This is a genomic window from Paludibacterium flexuosum (assembly GCF_037076605.1).
Classification (GTDB): domain Bacteria; phylum Pseudomonadota; class Gammaproteobacteria; order Burkholderiales; family Chromobacteriaceae; genus Paludibacterium.
The window spans coordinates 91,159-108,278 of record NZ_AP029060.1 but is presented as its reverse complement, the minus strand read 5'-3'; the positions used below and the strand labels follow the sequence as shown (position 1 = coordinate 108,278).

The 17,120-nt window shown below is 61.4% G+C and carries 11 protein-coding genes; 2 read left to right on the top strand and 9 right to left on the bottom strand.

Features of this window, described 5'->3' with window-relative positions:
* Positions 1–130 precede the first annotated feature (130 nt).
* The 3 genes from AACH39_RS00470 to AACH39_RS00460 are packed head-to-tail and all read right to left on the bottom strand — an operon-like array spanning position 131 to position 2,348.
* Positions 131–1,285, bottom strand: coding sequence for an MFS transporter (locus AACH39_RS00470; RefSeq protein WP_215776876.1), 1,155 nt, complete (start codon positions 1,283–1,285; stop codon positions 131–133).
* The gene (locus AACH39_RS00465) at positions 1,285–1,698 is read right to left on the bottom strand and encodes a S4 domain-containing protein (protein ID WP_338620671.1); all 414 of its coding nucleotides are present in this window, start codon (positions 1,696–1,698) and stop codon (positions 1,285–1,287) included. The genes AACH39_RS00470 and AACH39_RS00465 overlap by 1 nt, the downstream gene beginning before the upstream one ends.
* A complete protein-coding gene (locus AACH39_RS00460; protein WP_215776878.1) occupies positions 1,695–2,348 on the bottom strand; it encodes a fumarylacetoacetate hydrolase family protein in 654 nt (217 codons plus the stop codon). Before AACH39_RS00460 ends, AACH39_RS00465 begins: the two co-directional genes overlap by 4 nt.
* A 248-nt stretch (positions 2,349–2,596) precedes the next feature.
* On the opposite strand from AACH39_RS00460, the gene phaC reads away from it, so the two are divergent.
* Complete coding sequence (gene phaC / locus AACH39_RS00455; protein ID WP_215776879.1) at positions 2,597–4,342, top strand: class I poly(R)-hydroxyalkanoic acid synthase; 1,746 nt, start codon at positions 2,597–2,599, stop codon at positions 4,340–4,342.
* 149 nt (positions 4,343–4,491) lie between these two features.
* Positions 4,492–5,673 (top strand): acetyl-CoA C-acetyltransferase, encoded by a 1,182-nt coding sequence (locus AACH39_RS00450; protein WP_215776880.1) that lies wholly within the window; start codon positions 4,492–4,494, stop codon positions 5,671–5,673.
* Positions 5,674–5,727: 54 nt separating this feature from the next.
* Here the strand turns inward: AACH39_RS00450 and AACH39_RS00445 are convergent, their stop codons facing one another.
* From AACH39_RS00445 to AACH39_RS00420, 6 genes are all read right to left on the bottom strand, one after another.
* Positions 5,728–10,770: a hypothetical protein gene (locus AACH39_RS00445; RefSeq protein WP_338620670.1), complete on the bottom strand. Its 5,043-nt coding sequence runs from the start codon at positions 10,768–10,770 to the stop codon at positions 5,728–5,730.
* 234 nt (positions 10,771–11,004) lie between these two features.
* Positions 11,005–12,723, bottom strand: a complete 1,719-nt coding sequence (gene argS, locus AACH39_RS00440) for an arginine--tRNA ligase (protein ID WP_215776882.1) — start codon at positions 12,721–12,723, stop codon at positions 11,005–11,007.
* A gap of 198 nt (positions 12,724–12,921) precedes the next feature.
* The gene (locus AACH39_RS00435; RefSeq protein ID WP_215776883.1) at positions 12,922–13,767 is read right to left on the bottom strand and encodes an ABC transporter permease subunit; all 846 of its coding nucleotides are present in this window, start codon (positions 13,765–13,767) and stop codon (positions 12,922–12,924) included.
* Between the two features lies 1 nt (position 13,768).
* Entirely contained in the window at positions 13,769–14,680 is a 912-nt protein-coding gene (locus AACH39_RS00430) for an ABC transporter permease subunit (RefSeq protein ID WP_215776885.1), read from the bottom strand.
* The gene (gene potA, locus AACH39_RS00425; RefSeq protein ID WP_252346238.1) at positions 14,677–15,813 is read right to left on the bottom strand and encodes a polyamine ABC transporter ATP-binding protein; all 1,137 of its coding nucleotides are present in this window, start codon (positions 15,811–15,813) and stop codon (positions 14,677–14,679) included. Before potA ends, AACH39_RS00430 begins: the two co-directional genes overlap by 4 nt.
* Before the next feature lie 68 nt (positions 15,814–15,881).
* Positions 15,882–16,976 carry a polyamine ABC transporter substrate-binding protein gene (locus tag AACH39_RS00420; protein ID WP_338620669.1) on the bottom strand — a complete coding sequence of 365 codons (1,095 nt, stop codon included), beginning with the start codon at positions 16,974–16,976 and terminating at the stop codon, positions 15,882–15,884.
* Positions 16,977–17,120 lie beyond the last annotated feature (144 nt).

The following is a 17,120-nucleotide window of genomic DNA, read 5'->3' as shown; positions in this document are numbered from 1 at the left end:
GCATAGCAACATCACCGCTTACAAGCAGCAAAACGCCCGGTTTTTGTCGAAAAAACCGGGCATTGGACAGGGTGTCGGAATTGTTGGACGAAACGTCCAAATGCAGCAGAATGAAGTGGTTAAAAGCGGGCTATCGCGGCGAGGCCCCCACGGTCTGACGCAAACCGAGCAAGGCCACCAGCCCCCCGGCAAGCGCGGCGGCCGCCGAAATACCGAAAACCAGCGGCACCCCGCCGTGTGTCCAGAGTGCGCCGGCCAGCAGCCCGCCAAGACTGCCGCCAATCCCGAAAGACGAGATGATGTACAGCCCCTGACCCTTGGCATGGTGCTGCTCTTCGAAATGGCGGTGAATCAGGCCGATTGAAGCCGCATGATGAATGGCAAAGGTTGGCGCATGCAGCAATTGCGCCAGCACGGCCAGCAGCGGATTGCCGATGGCCAGCGCCATGACGCCAAAGCGCACGACTGCCGCCAGCAGGGACAGCAGCATCAGTCGCTCCAGCGGCATGGCACGCATGATGCGCGGCATGAACCAGAACACGCCGATCTCGGCCATGACCCCGACCGCCCACAGCCAGCCAATCAGACTTTTGTCAAAACCGGCCTGCTTCAGGCCAATGGAATAAAAAGTGTAATAAGGCCCGAAGGCAAAAGCCATGAGGAAGGTGCAGGCAAACAGGGCGATCACCGCCGGCCGGCGCAGGGTGCCCCATAGTGAATGCCGACTGCGCACCCGCTGTGGTGCCGCGACCTCGGGCAGACGCCAGGCTGACCACAGCACGGCACACAGCAAGGCGAAGGCCATCCAGGGCAGCGAACTGAGTTTGAGCCAGTCGAGGGCATAACCGGTGGCCACCACCAGGATCAGATAACCGATCGACCCCCAGACCCGTACCCGGCTGTAACGCCCGGGTTCACTGCGCGTCAGATGCGCGGTACTGGCCTCCACCAGCGGCAGAGAGGCCGCCCAGAAAAAGTGCACCCCGGCCAGACACACGAACACCCAGCCAAACGTCTTGTCATGCAGGCAGATCAGCAGAAAACCCAGCGCAGCCAGCAGCGAGGTCACGATGATCAGCGGCCGGCGCTGACCGCGACGGTCGGCCAGCCAGCCCCAGAAGCCCGGAGCAACGATACGCGCCATGGTCGAGAGCGCGATCAGCAGTGAAATCTGCCAGGGCGAGAAAGACAGAGAATCGAGGTAGAGCCCCCAGAAGGGGTTGAATACCCCGGCATAGGCAAAGTAGCAGAAATAGAACGTGGCGAAGGGCAGCAGGGAGGTCACTAAAAGCCATCCTTCAGCCGCATGATGTCGCGCCGGGCACGTTTGGTCGGACGCCCTTCTCCATGCGGGAAACTGGCCCGCTCGGCACGCAGCAGCGCAGCCTTCTCTTCGCGGGCGGCCAGCGACTCGGCACGCTCCTCATACAGCAGATGCACCTCCCTGGCCGATTTGCGCTGGGCACTCAGGCCAAGCACGGTGACGTGGTACTCCAGCTGATTCAGTCGCAGGAACAGACGGTCGCCGACATTCACCGTCCGCGAAGGTTTGACGCGATCATCGTTGACCAGCACCCGCCCCAGCTCGATGGCTTCATGCGCCAGCTGGCGGGTCTTGAAAAACCGCGCTGCCCACAGCCATTTATCCAGCCGGGTCTTGCCACTCTCCTCCACCGGCTCAGCAGGTTTGCGACTCATCGTGCCACCACCCATTGTGCACGGACCAGGCCCTCCAGCTCAGCGTCCAGCTCGGCACCAGCGTGGATCGGTCCGACCCCCTCCGGCGTACCGGTATAAATCAAATCGCCTTTTTTCAGACCATATTCCGCCGACAGCCAGCTCACCAGCTCGGCCACGCCGAGCAGCATCATGGCCGTATCCCCACGCTGGCGCACCTCGCCGTTGATGCTGAAGGAAAAGCGCAGACGGCTCGGATCGGCCACACGGCTGGCTGCCACGAAGTCCGACACACAGGCCGAGGCGCGAAAGCCCTTGGCACGGGTCCAGGGATGTCCCTTGGCCTTGAGTTCGCTCTGCACATCACGTGCGGTCAGATCCAGGCCGATGCCATAAGCGGCAATCAGCGACAGCGCCTGCTCGGCCGATACATGATCGGCATCGGCGCCCATCAGCAGCACCAGCTCGCACTCGTGGTGCACATCCTGCGAATAATCCGGCAAGGAGAAGGTCTGCCCCGGCCCCAGCAAGGCCCCCTGCGGCTTCAGAAAAACCAGCGGCATGGCATCGCGGACATTGTTAAGCTCGGCAATATGGGCGGCGTAATTGCGTCCGACACAGAAAATACTGCCTACCTGGGTCGGTTTGCCCTCTACCATGACATGTGCCATGACATCTCCCTTGGAAAATTATGTCTGATTATCTCACTTGCACCCGTGCTTTCAACAGAAAGAAAATGGTGCATTGCGCAACAGACGACGGGCCGAGGAGCGGAAATTTGCGTAAATGAATGTGTGCTAACGTGTAAACGTCATAATTTCTTGTTACAGTCAGTCCATGACGGCGTCAGATTCCAGCGACGCGCCCGGGCAGCGGCCAGGCCGCCAGCCCTCTCGAACACACGCTTGAGGAGTGGATTTTGAGTCAGGATACGACAGTCTCTCTGGATCAGTTTTTCGAGAATCTTACCGCCGCCAACCAACAATGGCTCCAGCAGTTCACCGAGTCATTGTCCGGCGCCGACCAGAACAATCCTTTCGCTGTCTGGCGCCAGGCGTTCAGCGAAAGCAATCCTTTTTTTGCACTGCAAAATAATCTGTACCAGCAACAGATGGGTCTGTGGATGCAGTTTCTCGGCCAGCAACAGGCGGCCGACGCCCCCGAAAGCAAAGATCGCCGTTTCGCCGCGCCGGAATGGAACGAACATCCCTTCTACAGCTATCTCAAGCAGAGCTACCTCACGACCTCCAACTGGATGACCCAGATGGTCGATCAGGCCCAGCTGGAGGGCGACAGCAAGGAACGCCTGTCCTTCATCACCCGCCAGTATCTGGACGCCATGTCGCCCAGCAACTTCATCCTCACCAACCCGGAGGTGATCCGTCATGCCGTCGAGACCAAGGGCGAGAGCCTGGTCGAGGGCATGAAGAACATGATGGCCGATATTGAAAAGGGCCATATTTCGATGTCGGACGAAAGCCGCTTCGAAATCGGCGTCAATATCGCCGCCACCCCGGGCCAGGTGGTGTTCCGCAACGAGCTGATCGAGCTGCTGCAATACACCCCGACCACCGAGCAGGTGTACGAGATGCCGCTGCTGATCGTGCCGCCCTGCATCAACAAGTACTACCTGATGGATCTGCAGCCGGAAAACTCCATGGTGCGCCACTTCGTCGCCCAGGGTTACCGGGTGTTCCTGGTCAGCTGGCGCTCGGCCGAGCCGTCGATGAAGCACTTCACCTGGGACAATTACATCGAAGATGGCGTGCTGGCAGCCGCCGAAGTGGTCAAGAAGATTACCCGCCAGCCGAAGATGAATGCCCTGGGCTTCTGTATCGGTGGCGTGATTCTGGCGACCTCGCTGGCGGTGATGAAGGCCCGTGGCCTGGACTGGGTCAACTCGGCCACCTTCATGACCTCGCTGATCGACCACAGCGAGCCGGGCGAAATCAAGGTGTACATCGACGAGCACATGGTGGAGCAACGCGAAGCCAAGATGGCCCAGGGCGGCATCATCAGCGGCAAGGAAATCGGCCGCACCTTTGCCTCGCTGCGTGCCAACGACCTGGTGTGGAACTACGTGGTCAACAATTATCTGCTCGGCAAGACCCCGGCACCGTTCGACCTGCTCTACTGGAATAACGATGCCGTCGACCTGCCGCTGCCGATGCACACCTTCTTCCTGCGCCAGTTCTACCTCAACAATGCGCTGGTGCAGCCGGGTGGCGTCACCCTGTGCGGCGTGCCGATCGATCTGGGCACCATCGATATTCCGGTCTACATGTTTGCCGCCCGCGAAGACCACATCGTACTGTGGACCTCGGCCAGCGCCGGTCTGAAGTACTTCAGCGGCGCCCCCTCACGCCGCTTCGTGCTGGGAGCGTCCGGTCACATCGCCGGGTCGATCAACCCGGTGACCAAGGACAAACGCAACTACTGGGTCAACGATGAATTGCCGCTGGATGCCGAGACCTGGTTCGACCACGCAGAAAGCCGTCCCGGCAGCTGGTGGAAGGACTGGGACAGCTGGCTCGCCCCGCAATCCGGCAAGAAGGTCGCGGCGCCCAAGACCCTGGGCAACAAGAGCTTCCCGCCGCTGGAGGCTGCGCCGGGCAGCTATGTCAAGGCCAAGGCCATGCCGACCGCCCTGGCCAACGTTCAGTAACCCGGGGGAGGCCTGCGCCAGGCAGGCCCCCACCCTGCATTTTCATAACAAGAATGTCCGCCTTGTTTGGCACTTGGGGCGCGGCAGTGACAGTGTGGCGGCAAGCGCTGCCTGACTGAGTCGCGGTCCCCATTTCTCAGGAGAAACTCATGCAAGAAGTCGTGATCGTCGCAGCAGGCCGCACTGCCCTCGGTAACTTCGGCGGCTCGCTGGCCAAGATTCCTGCCCATGAACTGGGCGCCACCGTCATCAAGGCATTGCTGGAAAAGACCGGCATCAAGCCGGAACAAGTCTCGGAAGTGATCATGGGTCAGGTTCTGACGGCCGGCTGCGGCCAGAACCCGGCTCGCCAGGCGCTGATCAAGGCCGGACTGCCGGTCGAGATCCCGGCCCTGACCATCAACCAGGTCTGCGGCTCCGGTCTGAAAGTCACCCATCTGGCCGCCCAGGCCATTGCCTGCGGCGACGCCGACATTGTGATTGCCGGCGGCCAGGAAAACATGAGCATCGCCCCGCACCTGCTGCCGGGCTCGCGTGACGGCTTCCGCATGGGGCCGGCCACCCTGGTCGACAGCATGGTCTATGACGCGCTGACCGATGCCTACAACCAGTACCACATGGGCATCACGGCGGAGAACATCGCCGAAAAATATGGCATCAGCCGCGAGGAGCAAGATGCCTTTGCGGTCAGCTCGCAGAACAAGGCCGAAGCAGCCCAGAAGGCCGGGCGCTTTGTCGACGAAATCATTCCGGTGCTGATCCCGCAGCGCAAGGGCGATCCGATTGCCTTCGCCCAGGATGAGTTCATCAAGGCTGGCGCCACGCTGGAAGGTCTGAGCAAGCTGCGCGCCGCCTTCAAGAAGGATGGCACGGTCACCGCCGGCAATGCCTCCGGCATCAACGACGGTGCCGCGGCCGTGATCATGATGAGCGCCGCCCGTGCCGACCAGCTCGGTCTGAAACCGCTGGCCCGCATCAAGGCCTATGCCTCGGCCGGCGTCGAACCGTCGATCATGGGCATGGGCCCGGTACCGGCCACCCAGCGCGTGCTGGCCAAGGCCGGCTGGACGGTGGATGACCTCGATCTGATCGAAGGCAACGAAGCCTTTGCCGCCCAGGCACTGGGCGTCGGTCGTGAACTGAAGTGGGACAATGCCAAGCTGAACGTCAATGGCGGCGCCATTGCCCTGGGTCACCCGGTCGGCGCTTCCGGCTGCCGTATCCTGGTCACCCTGCTGCACGAAATGCAGCGTCGTGATGCCAAGAAGGCCCTGGCGACCCTGTGCATCGGCGGCGGCATGGGGGTGGCGCTGGCGCTGGAACGCGACTGAGTCTGACCCCGGCCTGACCCTGCCCGCCCCCGCCTAGTGCGGGGGCGGCGTTTTTCAGCCCAGCAGTTCGTGCGAACCGACCCGGTCGCCACGGGCCAGTGCCTGGCGCAAAGCCTGATCCATCGCTTGCGCAGCGTTTTCATCCATCAGCTGGATCTCGTCAAGGAGCGGCGCCCCTGTGGCATCGGTCTGGCCTGTATGACCATGCCTTCGCAAAAACCAACGGTCCAGATCCGCCCGCACCCCCTCCCAACTGGCATAGCCACGCCACTCGCCCAGATTGGCATCGAAATAGGCATGCTGACTGCCATCGCTGACCACCACGGTCAAGTGGCGCCGATCACTGATCAGAGCGGCACGTCGGCCGGACATCTGCTGCAGATGCTGACACAGCCCTTGCGGTGAAATATTGCCGTATCTGGGCAGGGCGTCGGTCAGTTGATTGATTTGCCGATCGGCATACAGTTCAAGCAAGGCACGTCGTCTGAATTCGCGCCGCATCCTGTCATTTTGCCCACGGGCACCAAGCAGGGTCATACGACGAAACAGCTTGTCCAGCAAGTGTGCCCCCGCAGCCGGCTCCGGCGACAGCAGCTTATCGAGCGCATAGAGATAGGTAAAACTTTCACAAAAGCCACGTCCATCCAGTTGAAGTGTCCATAACTGGACACGCTGATAGTGCGGTGAAAACTGGAGGTAGTGTTTCATCTGATTCTGGTTGGCCGGAATCGCCTGCTGGAAAAGATCACTACTCCTCTGGCGCAGGCGATGCATGGATTCCTGCAAAAACCCGATACGCGCCGGATCATCCTCATAAACCAGCATTTTGATCAGCTTGTCATACTCTTGCTGCTGTTGAGCCTGCTCGATCAGGGCAAACTGATCATCGCCAAACCCCAGCGAACGCACCTGTTCACGCGCAACCGCCTGCGGCTGCGCTTCCGCCTGGCGGACCCGCGCTACGCCACGCTGATATTCGCTCTCAACCTGAGGCAGATTGCCGCGCAGCTTGGCCAGTTGCGCCAGTTTTTCGTCCACCGCCGCAGCCGCCACCATCGCCGCATGTAACTCTATCTCCGTCGCCGTGCCGAGAGGCTTGGCGTGACTCCAGTCGATGCGCTTCCAGGCCTCATGGACCTGCATCAGGAAAGCCAGATCATTGTCGGACAAAGGCGCCGGCCGGGCCTGCCCGTGCGGGACCACACGCGCCTGGCGCCATTGTTCAAGCCACTTACCGTATAGACCAATAAAGTGCTGTTTGGCCGACTGCTGCAGGCGATCCAATCGATCATACTGCGACACCCAGCCATGCAGGCGACCGGCCTGCTGTACCTGGATCACCTTGTCAGGCAGGTTCAAAAACTCATTATTGATTGGCAACAGGCCATGCCAGTTTTGCAACTGTTGCTTCACCTGAGGGTCGTCGAGCAAGGCCTGCAACTGCTGGCCGGCGCGCTGAAAGCGATGGTCAACATGAATACTGTCCAGCATTTCGTCCCGGCTGCGCAGCGCGGTGAGCGGCGGTGACGTTCGCCGCGCCTGGCGCGCCTCGAGAAATGCCACGGTTTCGACTTCATCCAGCACATCCAGTTGCGCGACACCCTGCTCATCAAGCCGCAAGCGATAAAAGCCGTCTTTCAGCTCGGCCACCGCCACGGGCTCCCCAGGCAGACGCGGATCCTGCCAGCTTTCCAGTTCATGGTTTTTCAACGTGAGCGCCTGACCTTCCAGCTCCACGCGCACCACATACTCGGTCTGCGAGCGCAGCGGCGGCAGCGCCAGCAAGTCCGGGCCGACATCCTGATGCGTTTGCGGATCGAAGGCACGCAACACCGGCAGCCCCTGGGCATTACGCTCACCGGTCAGGCGCGCCAGCGTTGCGACCCCAGCGCCGGTCTCCACCAGCACCACGTCCGGATCCTCCGCCAGGGTGAGCAACGGACGACGGAAATCGCCATCGGTTTTCTTGACCGCCAGCACCATGCCTTCCGCCACCTGCCAGTAACCGTTCTCGTTCTGCTGCATCACCTGGGAGAGCTTCTTCAGCGTGGCCGGCTTGAGCTGGGTCAGTTGCGGGGGCGGCGTGACCGCCATCACCCGCTTGAGACTCGGCCGCAGGGTTTCCACCAGTTCGGCACTGCTGCGCAAGCCAAGATTGGCAATACTGCGCACGCTGCCCAGACTGGCGGCACCATCCAGCAGGGATTTGGCGGCCATCGCCGGATGCAGATTGGAAGCCAGATCTTCCAGCAGTTCGCCGCCGGCGGCAGCCGCCTGTTGCAAGCCCTGCACCGCATGCTGACGCGCCAGCGTACGCGCCTGATGCCAGCCTTGCCAGCGAGCCGCCGCCGTCATGGTGCGCAAGCCCGTGGTTTTTTGCATTTGCCGTGCCGTCAGGCTGGCGGCTGCGCGCACCAGACTACCCACGGCCCTGGCACCGCTGACCAGCGCCCGCCCCAGGCCATAGGCTTGCGGCACGCTGGTGACCGTATCGACCGCGCACCAGACCGCGTTGTCGACACTGACACGCTGACCGGCCAGCAACTGACGCGCCAGATTGATGCAGTTGCCAAACGGCACCAGGTCCAGCAGCGCCTCCGTCAGCGACGGCAGGTTCATGCTGCGTGCCGCTTGTTGCAGGGCCTGGTCGATCTGCGTCTCGATGCCGCTGAGCCGGAACAGCACATCCCAGCTGTCTTCACCTGCTTTGGGCACCAGCCGCTTCAGCACCATCTGCCGCTGATCGGCGGGCAGGCGGACCAATTGTGCCTCGGTAAAATATGCCGCCAGCGACTCCCCCATCCGATCCGGATCTTCAATCGGGGCAATCCGTGCCAGCTTGTGATTCAGGGCATCGATCTCGCAACGAAAGAACAATGGCCCGCTCAATCCGGCGACCCTGAGAATCACGGCGCGTTGCCCTGCCGCGCTGCCAAACGCCAGCTGCGGCTGCAGGACCTCAACCTCAGCGGCCGCCACCGGACGCCCAAGCTGCTCTTCCAGCGCAATCTTGAGCACCGCTTTCAGCGTGCTGCGATGCTTCCTGGCATAGTCGGCCAGCATGGTCTCGTACTGCGCCCGCACTTCGGACAAGTTGATCGTCACGCGCTCCTGGCTGCCTTTGCGGTACAGCTGCACCTGGCGATAACCGCCCTGCAACAGTTGCAACAGGGTCTGATCCCGGGTGGTCTGGAAGGCATGCAGCCGTGGGCCACTGCCCAGTCCGGCAGCAGAAGGATGCTCGACCAGGGCGTGCACCACTTCGCCGGCCTGATAGCCGAATCGCAGGGCCAGGTTGTCGCACAGCGCCTCCTCGGTGGGCATGGGTTCTTCCACCATTTGCTGCAGCCGGGTCAGGGCGGCCTGATCCCGCCCCTGTGCACGCGCCGCATTCTCCATGTCTTTCGCATAGTCCTGCAACACCTTCTGCAGCACCGGTGCGGCCTGATCTTCACGGCGCAGCGCCTGCTCCTGCTCGAGGTCAAGACGACCATGGTGCCGGGCATGAGCGAGCGCCAGGGCAATAACCAGTCCCTGCTGCTGCAGACTGGGGCGCGTGCCCTCGCCGGGTGACGGGGTCGTGGCCGTGTCTTGCGCCGCGACCGGTTCGACAGCGAGGCCATGCGCCAGCTGGCGCATGGCGCGCAAAGCCAGCTGATGGCTGAAATCCAGTGAAGTAAAAGGCCAGCCGGCTTCACGCTCCATCGCCAGCCCGGTACTCAGGGTCAGATGGGTCAGGCTGGCCCAGGGGATTTGGGCCAGCGGCGCTGCCTGGACGGCCGGCACCCGCGCCAGCGGTTCCACCTCGGCCAGCAGGCGCTGGCGGGCAGCGTCGCTGTCCAGCAGCCCGCCAGGCTGCCACAGACCGCGCCGCAATACCGACTGCAACTGACCGCTGTCGATCTGCTGACGCAAGAGGGTGAGTCCCTCTGCAAGGGTCTTGCCGCGCAGGGCACCGGCCAGCGAGCTAAGCAGCGATTGCGGATCCGCGCGAAAACACAACAAGCGGAACACCTGCTGCTCGGCACGGCGCCAGGCCTCGCTTTCTGGCTCGAATCGCAGGTTCTGGACAAGCAAAAAATCCGCGATCAAGCGTTGCCAGGTTTTGGCAGCCACCCGCTCGGCACTCAGCCCGGCATGCTGCTGGCGCACCACGGAAGCCAGATCGGCATACCAGGCCTGCAAGGCAGCGCCCGGATCAGCACTGGGCGTGGGGTGCGAACGCAGCGCCGGATGCTGTTGAATCAGCGCCGCATGGGCCGAACGGATCTGCGCTTCGATCATCGGCTCACTCTGCGCCGCGCTCTGCCAGGGCGGCGGCATCGACACCGCCCGCCCTGCCGGCACAAAATGCCGCGCGTGATCACGCCGCTGGCGGCCAATCTCGACGGCAGCGCCTTCCGGCACCGTCGGCTGCGTCGCCATGCCAGCCGCCACCTGCTCGCAGGCCAGATCAACCCGTGAAGTGCAGACCGCCGCCCCGCCCCATACCGGTTCGCTGGCTGGCCGACCGGCGGTGGACTGCGGCGCCTCGGGAAACAGGCTGGCCGGCGGGGGCGGCGGCGTATCCCGCAAGGGCAATGCCGCCGCCCCCGGCAACACACAGCCCTGCAGTACCTTGCCGATGCCTGCACTGACTGCTGCCCCCAGATGGGACAACATGGCCAGGACCGACTCGTGGTCCGTCGTGGTGACGGCACGGGCGGACGCAGCGCCCGATGCCGCGGTGGCGCGAGCCTGCCCGGCATGCATCCCCCCCTGCCCGCCAAACCACGAGCCCCAGCCCAGCAGCATGACCCCTTTCCATGTCAGCCTGTGCCATGCAATGTCGGCTGTCGCATCAAGAGGACGATAGGGCACCGTCAGCTCGTCCACCGAAAAAGACTGGTCGGCCAGCGAACTGAGTGCACGCCGGACCTGGTTGAACTGCCGGCTCGCCTTGCGGGTTGACTTCCGGCGCCGGGAACGGGTTGCCCCGGGACGGGCGGGGCTCGACAGGGTCGGCTTCGGATCGGCCTCCTGCCGTACCGACGCCGCCTCCGCCGAAGGAGAGGACCAGACAAGACTTCTGGGGGAGAAGAAGTTAGAACTCAGCATGGTGGCGACTCCGTCGCGATGGAAACCGGCTCATGCTGGTTGCTGCGCCAGGGCCCCGACATCGGAAGACTCTGTCATTCGAGCTGCTGACGCAGCATTCCGAATCCCCCCACCCGATCATGATCATCGAGCTGTCGGCATGATTGCCCAAGCAAGGACAGGCATAAAAAAACGGCAAACCGTTGGCACGGCTTGCCGTTTTGTCTCGCCAGATCCGGGACAGACCCGGACGGCTTACATGGTTTCCAGCACCTCGATGCCCAGCAGGCCGAGGCCAGTGGACAGCGTTCGCGCCGTCCATTCGGCCAGACGCAGACGGCTGTCGCGCACTTCGCCCTCGCTCTTGAGGATCGGGCAGGCTTCATAGAAGCGCGAGAACAGCGTGGCGATATGGTACAGGTAGCTGCTCAGGTGGTGCGGGTAGCAGCCCTCGGCCACCGTCACCAGCACGTCCTCGAACTGCGACAGGGCCACGGCCAGCTGTTTCTCGGCCGGCTCGCTGACGTGGATGCGGGCAGCCTTGTTCCAGTCGCCGGCCTTGCGGAACACGCTCTGGATACGGGTGTAGGCATACTGCAGGTAGGGCGCGGTATTGCCCTCGAACGACAGCATGCTTTCCCAGTTGAAGATGTAGTCGCTCATGCGGCTCTTCGACAGGTCGGCATACTTGACGGCGCCAATGCCCACCACATGGGCGATACGGCGCTTGTCGTCCTCGGCCAGATCCGGGTTCTTGGCCGACACCATGGTATAGGCACGCTCGATGGACTCGTCCAGCAGATCCACCAGCTTGACGGTGCCACCGGAACGGGTTTTGAACGGCTTGCCGTCCTGCCCCATCATGGTGCCGAAGGCCACGTGCTCCAGACGAACGTCTGCCGGCGCAAAACCGGCCTTGCGGCTGGTCGCGAACAGCTGGGCGAAGTGCAGACTCTGACGGGCATCCACGACGTAGATCAGGCGGTTGCCATGCAGACTGCGCACACGATAGCGGATGGCCCCCAGGTCGGTGGTGGCATACAGATAGGCCCCGTCCTTCTTCTGCACGATGAAGGGATAGGGATTGCCATCGGCATCCTGGAATTCATCCAGGAACACACACTTGGCGCCCTGGTCTTCCTTGAGCACCCCTGCGGCCTCCAGATCCTCCACCACGCGCGGCAGATCCTCGTTGTAGGCCGACTCGCCCATCACGTCGGACGGCTGCAGCTTGAGGCCCAGCTTGTCGTAAACCGACTGACAGTAATCGAGCGACACGGCGACAAATTTCTTCCACAGCGCCAGCACCTGTTCATCCCCGCCCTGCAGCTTGACCACATAGTCACGGGCACGGTTGGCGAACTCCTCGCTTTCGTCGAAACGAACCTTGGCTTTGCGGTAGAACTCTTCCAGGTCGCGCAACTCGGCCGAGGCGGTGCCCTGGTTGTCGGTTTCCACCAGATAGGCGGTCAGCATGCCGAACTGGGTACCCCAGTCGCCGACGTGGTTCTGGCGGATCACCTGATGACCGAGGAACTCCAGTACACGGGTGATCGAGTCGCCGATGATCGAGGAACGCAGGTGACCGACGTGCATTTCCTTGGCCAGATTGGGCGAGGAATAGTCGATGACCACGGTCTGGGGTGCCTGCTGGGCCACACCCAGCTTGGCATCGGCCAGCGCACGTTCGGCCTGCTCACCGATGAATTCGGCGCTCAGGTGGATGTTGATGAAGCCGGGGCCGGCAATTTCGACGCGATCTGCAATTCGTCGCAAGTCCAGAGCGTCGACCACTTTTTGGGCCAGTTCGCGCGGATTGACGCGCATTTGCTTGGCAGCGGCCATCACGCCATTGGCCTGATAATCGCCGAACTCCGGTTTGGAAGCAGGCTGAACGGTCGCCGGCGCATCCGGGGCGCCCACGGCGGCCAGCGCAGCCTGAACCCGCTCGCTGATCAATTGCTGAATCGTCATAGATAGTTTTCCAATCAACACAAAAGCCAAAATGATTTTCGCTTGCGAACGAAAATGCTGTCTTGATTGTAAGCCTACCCCGGCGCCAGCGGCAACGCGATATCCGGTTTTTTACCGGACATTCGTCAAGGATTTGCCTTGCAATAAGAAAGCACGTCCCGCAGGACGTGCTTCAGGGGCTGCCCGTACGGGAATCGTTCAGGCGGATTCGGCGGCAAACGCCATGCGCATTTCCCTCGCCAGTTTGCGCTCGGCGGCACGCATATACCAGTTGACCGCCAGCACCCCGATGGTGACCGAGGTAATGAACAGGGTCGCCAGGGCGTTCATTTCCGGATTCAGGCCCAGGCGTACACGCGAGAACACCACCATCGGCAGCGTGGTCGACCCCGGTCCGGACAGGAAGGCAGTCAGCACCAGATCATCCAGCGACAGCGTAAACGACAGCAACCAGCCGGATACCAGCGCCTGCGAGATCAGCGGCAGCGTGATGGCAAAGAAGATCTTGCCCGGCGTCGCCCCCAGATCCATGGCCGCCTCTTCCAGCGACAGATCCAGTTCCCGCACCCGAGACTGCACGATGATCGCCACATAGGACACGCATAAGGTGGTGTGCCCGATCCAGATCGTCACCAGACCACGCCCGGCGGGCCAGCCGAGAAACTGCCCCATCTGCACAAACAACAGCAGCATGGAAATACCGATGATCACCTCCGGCATCACCAGCGGCGCATTGATCATGGCCGAGAACAGGGTAAACAGGCGGAAACGGCCGAAGCGGGCCAGCACAAAGCCGGCGATGGTCCCGACCACCACCGAGGCGGTTGCTGTCAGCAGGGCGATACGGATGCTGAGCCAGGCCGCCGAGATCAGTTCGTCATCCTCCAGCAGGGCGGCATACCATTTGGTGGAAAAACCCGACCAAACCGTCACCAGCTTGGATTCGTTGAACGAATAGATCACCAGCAGAATGATCGGCAGGTAGAGAAACAGATAGCCGAAACCCAGCACGGTATTGGAGAGGGTCTTGTTGGGTTTGATCATCTCAGGACTCCTCCATTTCCTTGGTCTGGTAATGCTGGAACAGTGCCATCGGCACCAGCAGCAAGACCACCATGGCGCACGTCACGGCTGCCGCCACCGGCCAGTCATTGTTTTCAAAGAACTCGCTCCACATCTGACGACCGATCATCAGGGTATCGGAGCCTCCGAGCAGTTCCGGAATCACGTACTCGCCGACGGCCGGAATGAACACCAGCAGACTGCCGGCAATGATGCCGTTCTTGGACAGCGGCAAGGTGACCTGGAAGAAGGCTTTCCAGGGCTTGGCGCCGAGGTCATAGGCCGCCTCCAGCAACGACAGATCCATTTTCACCAGATGGGCGTAGAGCGGCATGATCATGAACGGCAGGTAGGAATAGACCATGCCGATATAGACCCCCCAGTTGGTGTGGTAGAGCCGCAAGGGCTCATGGATCAGCCCGAGCCAGATGAGGAAATTGTTCAGCAAACCATCATTCTTGAGAATGGCCACCCAGGCATAGACCCGGATCAGGAAGGAAGTCCAGAACGGCAGCATCACCAGCATCATCAGCGTATTGCGCGTCGAGGGTTCCGAGCGGGCAATGTAGTACGCCACCGGATAGCCGATCAGCAGACAGAGAAAGGTCGAGACCAGTGCCATCCGCAGCGAGCTGAGATAGGTGGCGATATACAGATCATCACTCCACAAAAACTGGTAGTGACTGAGATTCAGCGTGATGTGCAGCACACCATCCTTGATCTCGTGCAGCGGCGTGTAAGGCGGAATGCCCATCTGCTGCTGCGAAAAGCTGATGCCGATGACCAGAATGAACGGCACAAAGAAGAACAGGAACAGAAAGGCAAACGGAATCGCGATCACCCCTGTCCGGCCGGAAGGCACGTAACGTGCGAGCAGTCTGCGCAGTTTTTTCATGATGTCAGCACCACCTGGCTGGATTCACCCCAGCTTGCATAGACTTCGTCGTCATAACTGGGCGCATCACCGCCGGCCAGCACCAGGCTGGAGAGGTTGGCCAGGATGATCTTGCCGTTGGCCAGCTGCACGTGGTACAGCGTATAGCTCCCCATATAAGCCAGATCCTTCACCACGCCGCGGGCATAGTTGTACTTCTGCTCCGGCTTTTCTCGCGTGACACGGACGCGCTCTGGCCGGATCGACACCGTGACTTCCATGCCCAGCGGCCCGGTAATGCCATGGTTGATATACAGCCGGGTATCCAGCTCCGGGCATTCGACAAACACATGGTCCGGCTCGTCCTCCACCACCACGCCATCAAACAGGTTGGTGGAGCCGATGAACTCGGCGGTGAATCGACAGTTGGGATATTCGTAGACCTGATTCGGTGTGCCGACCTGGATCACTTCCCCTTCACTCATGACCGCCAGACGCGTGGCCATGGTCATGGCCTCTTCCTGGTCGTGGGTCACCATGATGCAGGTCACGTCGACTTTCTCGATGATGTTGACCAGCTCCAGCTGGGTCTTCTGGCGAATCTTCTTGTCCAGTGCCGACATCGGCTCATCCAGCAGCAACAGTTTCGGCCGCTTCACCAGGCTGCGCGCCAGGGCAACACGCTGTTGCTGGCCGCCCGACAACTGGTGCGGCTTGCGCTTGGCGTACTTCTTCATCTGCACCAGATCAAGGGCATCGTCCACACGCTCCTTGATTTCGTTTTTGGGTACGCCTTCCTGCTTGAGGCCGAACGCCACATTGTCGTGCACACTCATGTGCGGGAACAGGGCGTAGGACTGGAACATCATGTTCACCGGGCGACGGTAGGGCGGAATCCGGCTCAGGTCTTCCCCATCGACCAGAATTTTGCCGGAGGTCGCCGTCTCAAAGCCGGCCAGAATACGCAGCAAGGTTGACTTGCCGCAGCCCGAGCTGCCCAGCAAGGCAAACAGTTCATTCTTCTTGATGGTCAGACTGACCTGATTCAGCGCTACATGCTCGCCGAAGTTTTTCACCACATCGATGATCTGGACAAAATCCTGGCGCTCATTCTTTGCCGCTGCCACGGCCTGGGTGTTCATGCGTTCGTTCATCATGATTTTTGTACTTTGCGTCCGCTACTTGCAAAAAAGCCCGGGGAGATCCCCCGGGCCCCTCAGACTCAGTGCCCGGTCTTGAGCTGTGTCCACAGGCGGTTCTGCAGGCGCAGCACCTCCGGAGGAACCGGCTTGAGCAGGAACAGGGTCTTGATGACTGCCGCCGACGGGTAGATGGTCGGGTCGTTGGCAATCGCCGGGTTCACGTACTTGCGTGCTTCCTTGTTGGCGGTCGGATAGAACACTTCATTGGTGATGGCCGCATTCACCTTCGGATCCTGGATATAGTTGATCCACTGGTTGGCCAGCGCGGCGTTCGGCGCATCCTTCGGAATCACCATCACGTCAAACCATACCGGCGCACCGGCCTTGGGAATGAAGTACTGGATCTGGTACGGCTTCTTGGCCTCGGCGGCACGACGCTTGGCAATGTTCACGTCGCCGGACCAGCCGAACACCATGCACACGTCACCGTTAGCCAGATCATTGATATAGCCGGAGGAGTTGAACTGGGTGATGTACGGGCGAATGCTCTTCAGCAGCTGGAAGGCCGCCTGCTGATCGGCCGGATTGTGGCTGTTCGGATCTTTGTGCAGATAGAACAGTGCGGCAGCAAACACGTCATTGGCCTGATCCAGCACCGAGACGCCACAGCTCTTCAGCTTGGAGACATATTTCGGGTTGAACAGCATGTCCCAGCTGTCCAGCGGGGCATCCTTGCCGAGCAGGGCTTTCACCTTGGTCACGTTGTAGCCCAGACCATCCGTACCCCAGGCCCAGGGCACACCATGGGCATTACCCGGGTCGGCAATGGCGACTTGCGCCATCAGCGCCGGGTCCAGGTATTTCAGATTGGGGATCTTGGCCTTGTCCAGCGGCTGGTAAATGCCGGCCTGGATCTGCTTGGCCATGTAGTTGGAGGTCGGTGCGACCACATCGTAACCAGAGTTCCCGGTCAGCATTTTGGCCTGCAGGGTATCGTCACTGTCATAGACATCGTAACGGACCTTGTTACCGGTCTGCTTCTCAAAACCCGGGATGGTGCTCTTGGCGATGTAGTCCGACCAGTTGTAGACGTTGAGCGTCCCCCCGGCCAGCGCCGCGCCGAAGGGCAGCAGCATCAGCAGAGAGACCATCACTTTCCTGGAGCTTTTCATCATGTTTGCGGTTTCCTAAGGTTCACCATCAGTTTGTGTCCCGCCGAGGTTGCCACCACGCCGGACCCCTGATTTGCGCCAGTGGCGCCGTACCTGCAAGCCATTCCAAATGGCGTTTATTCTCTAACGGCATACAACATGAGCATT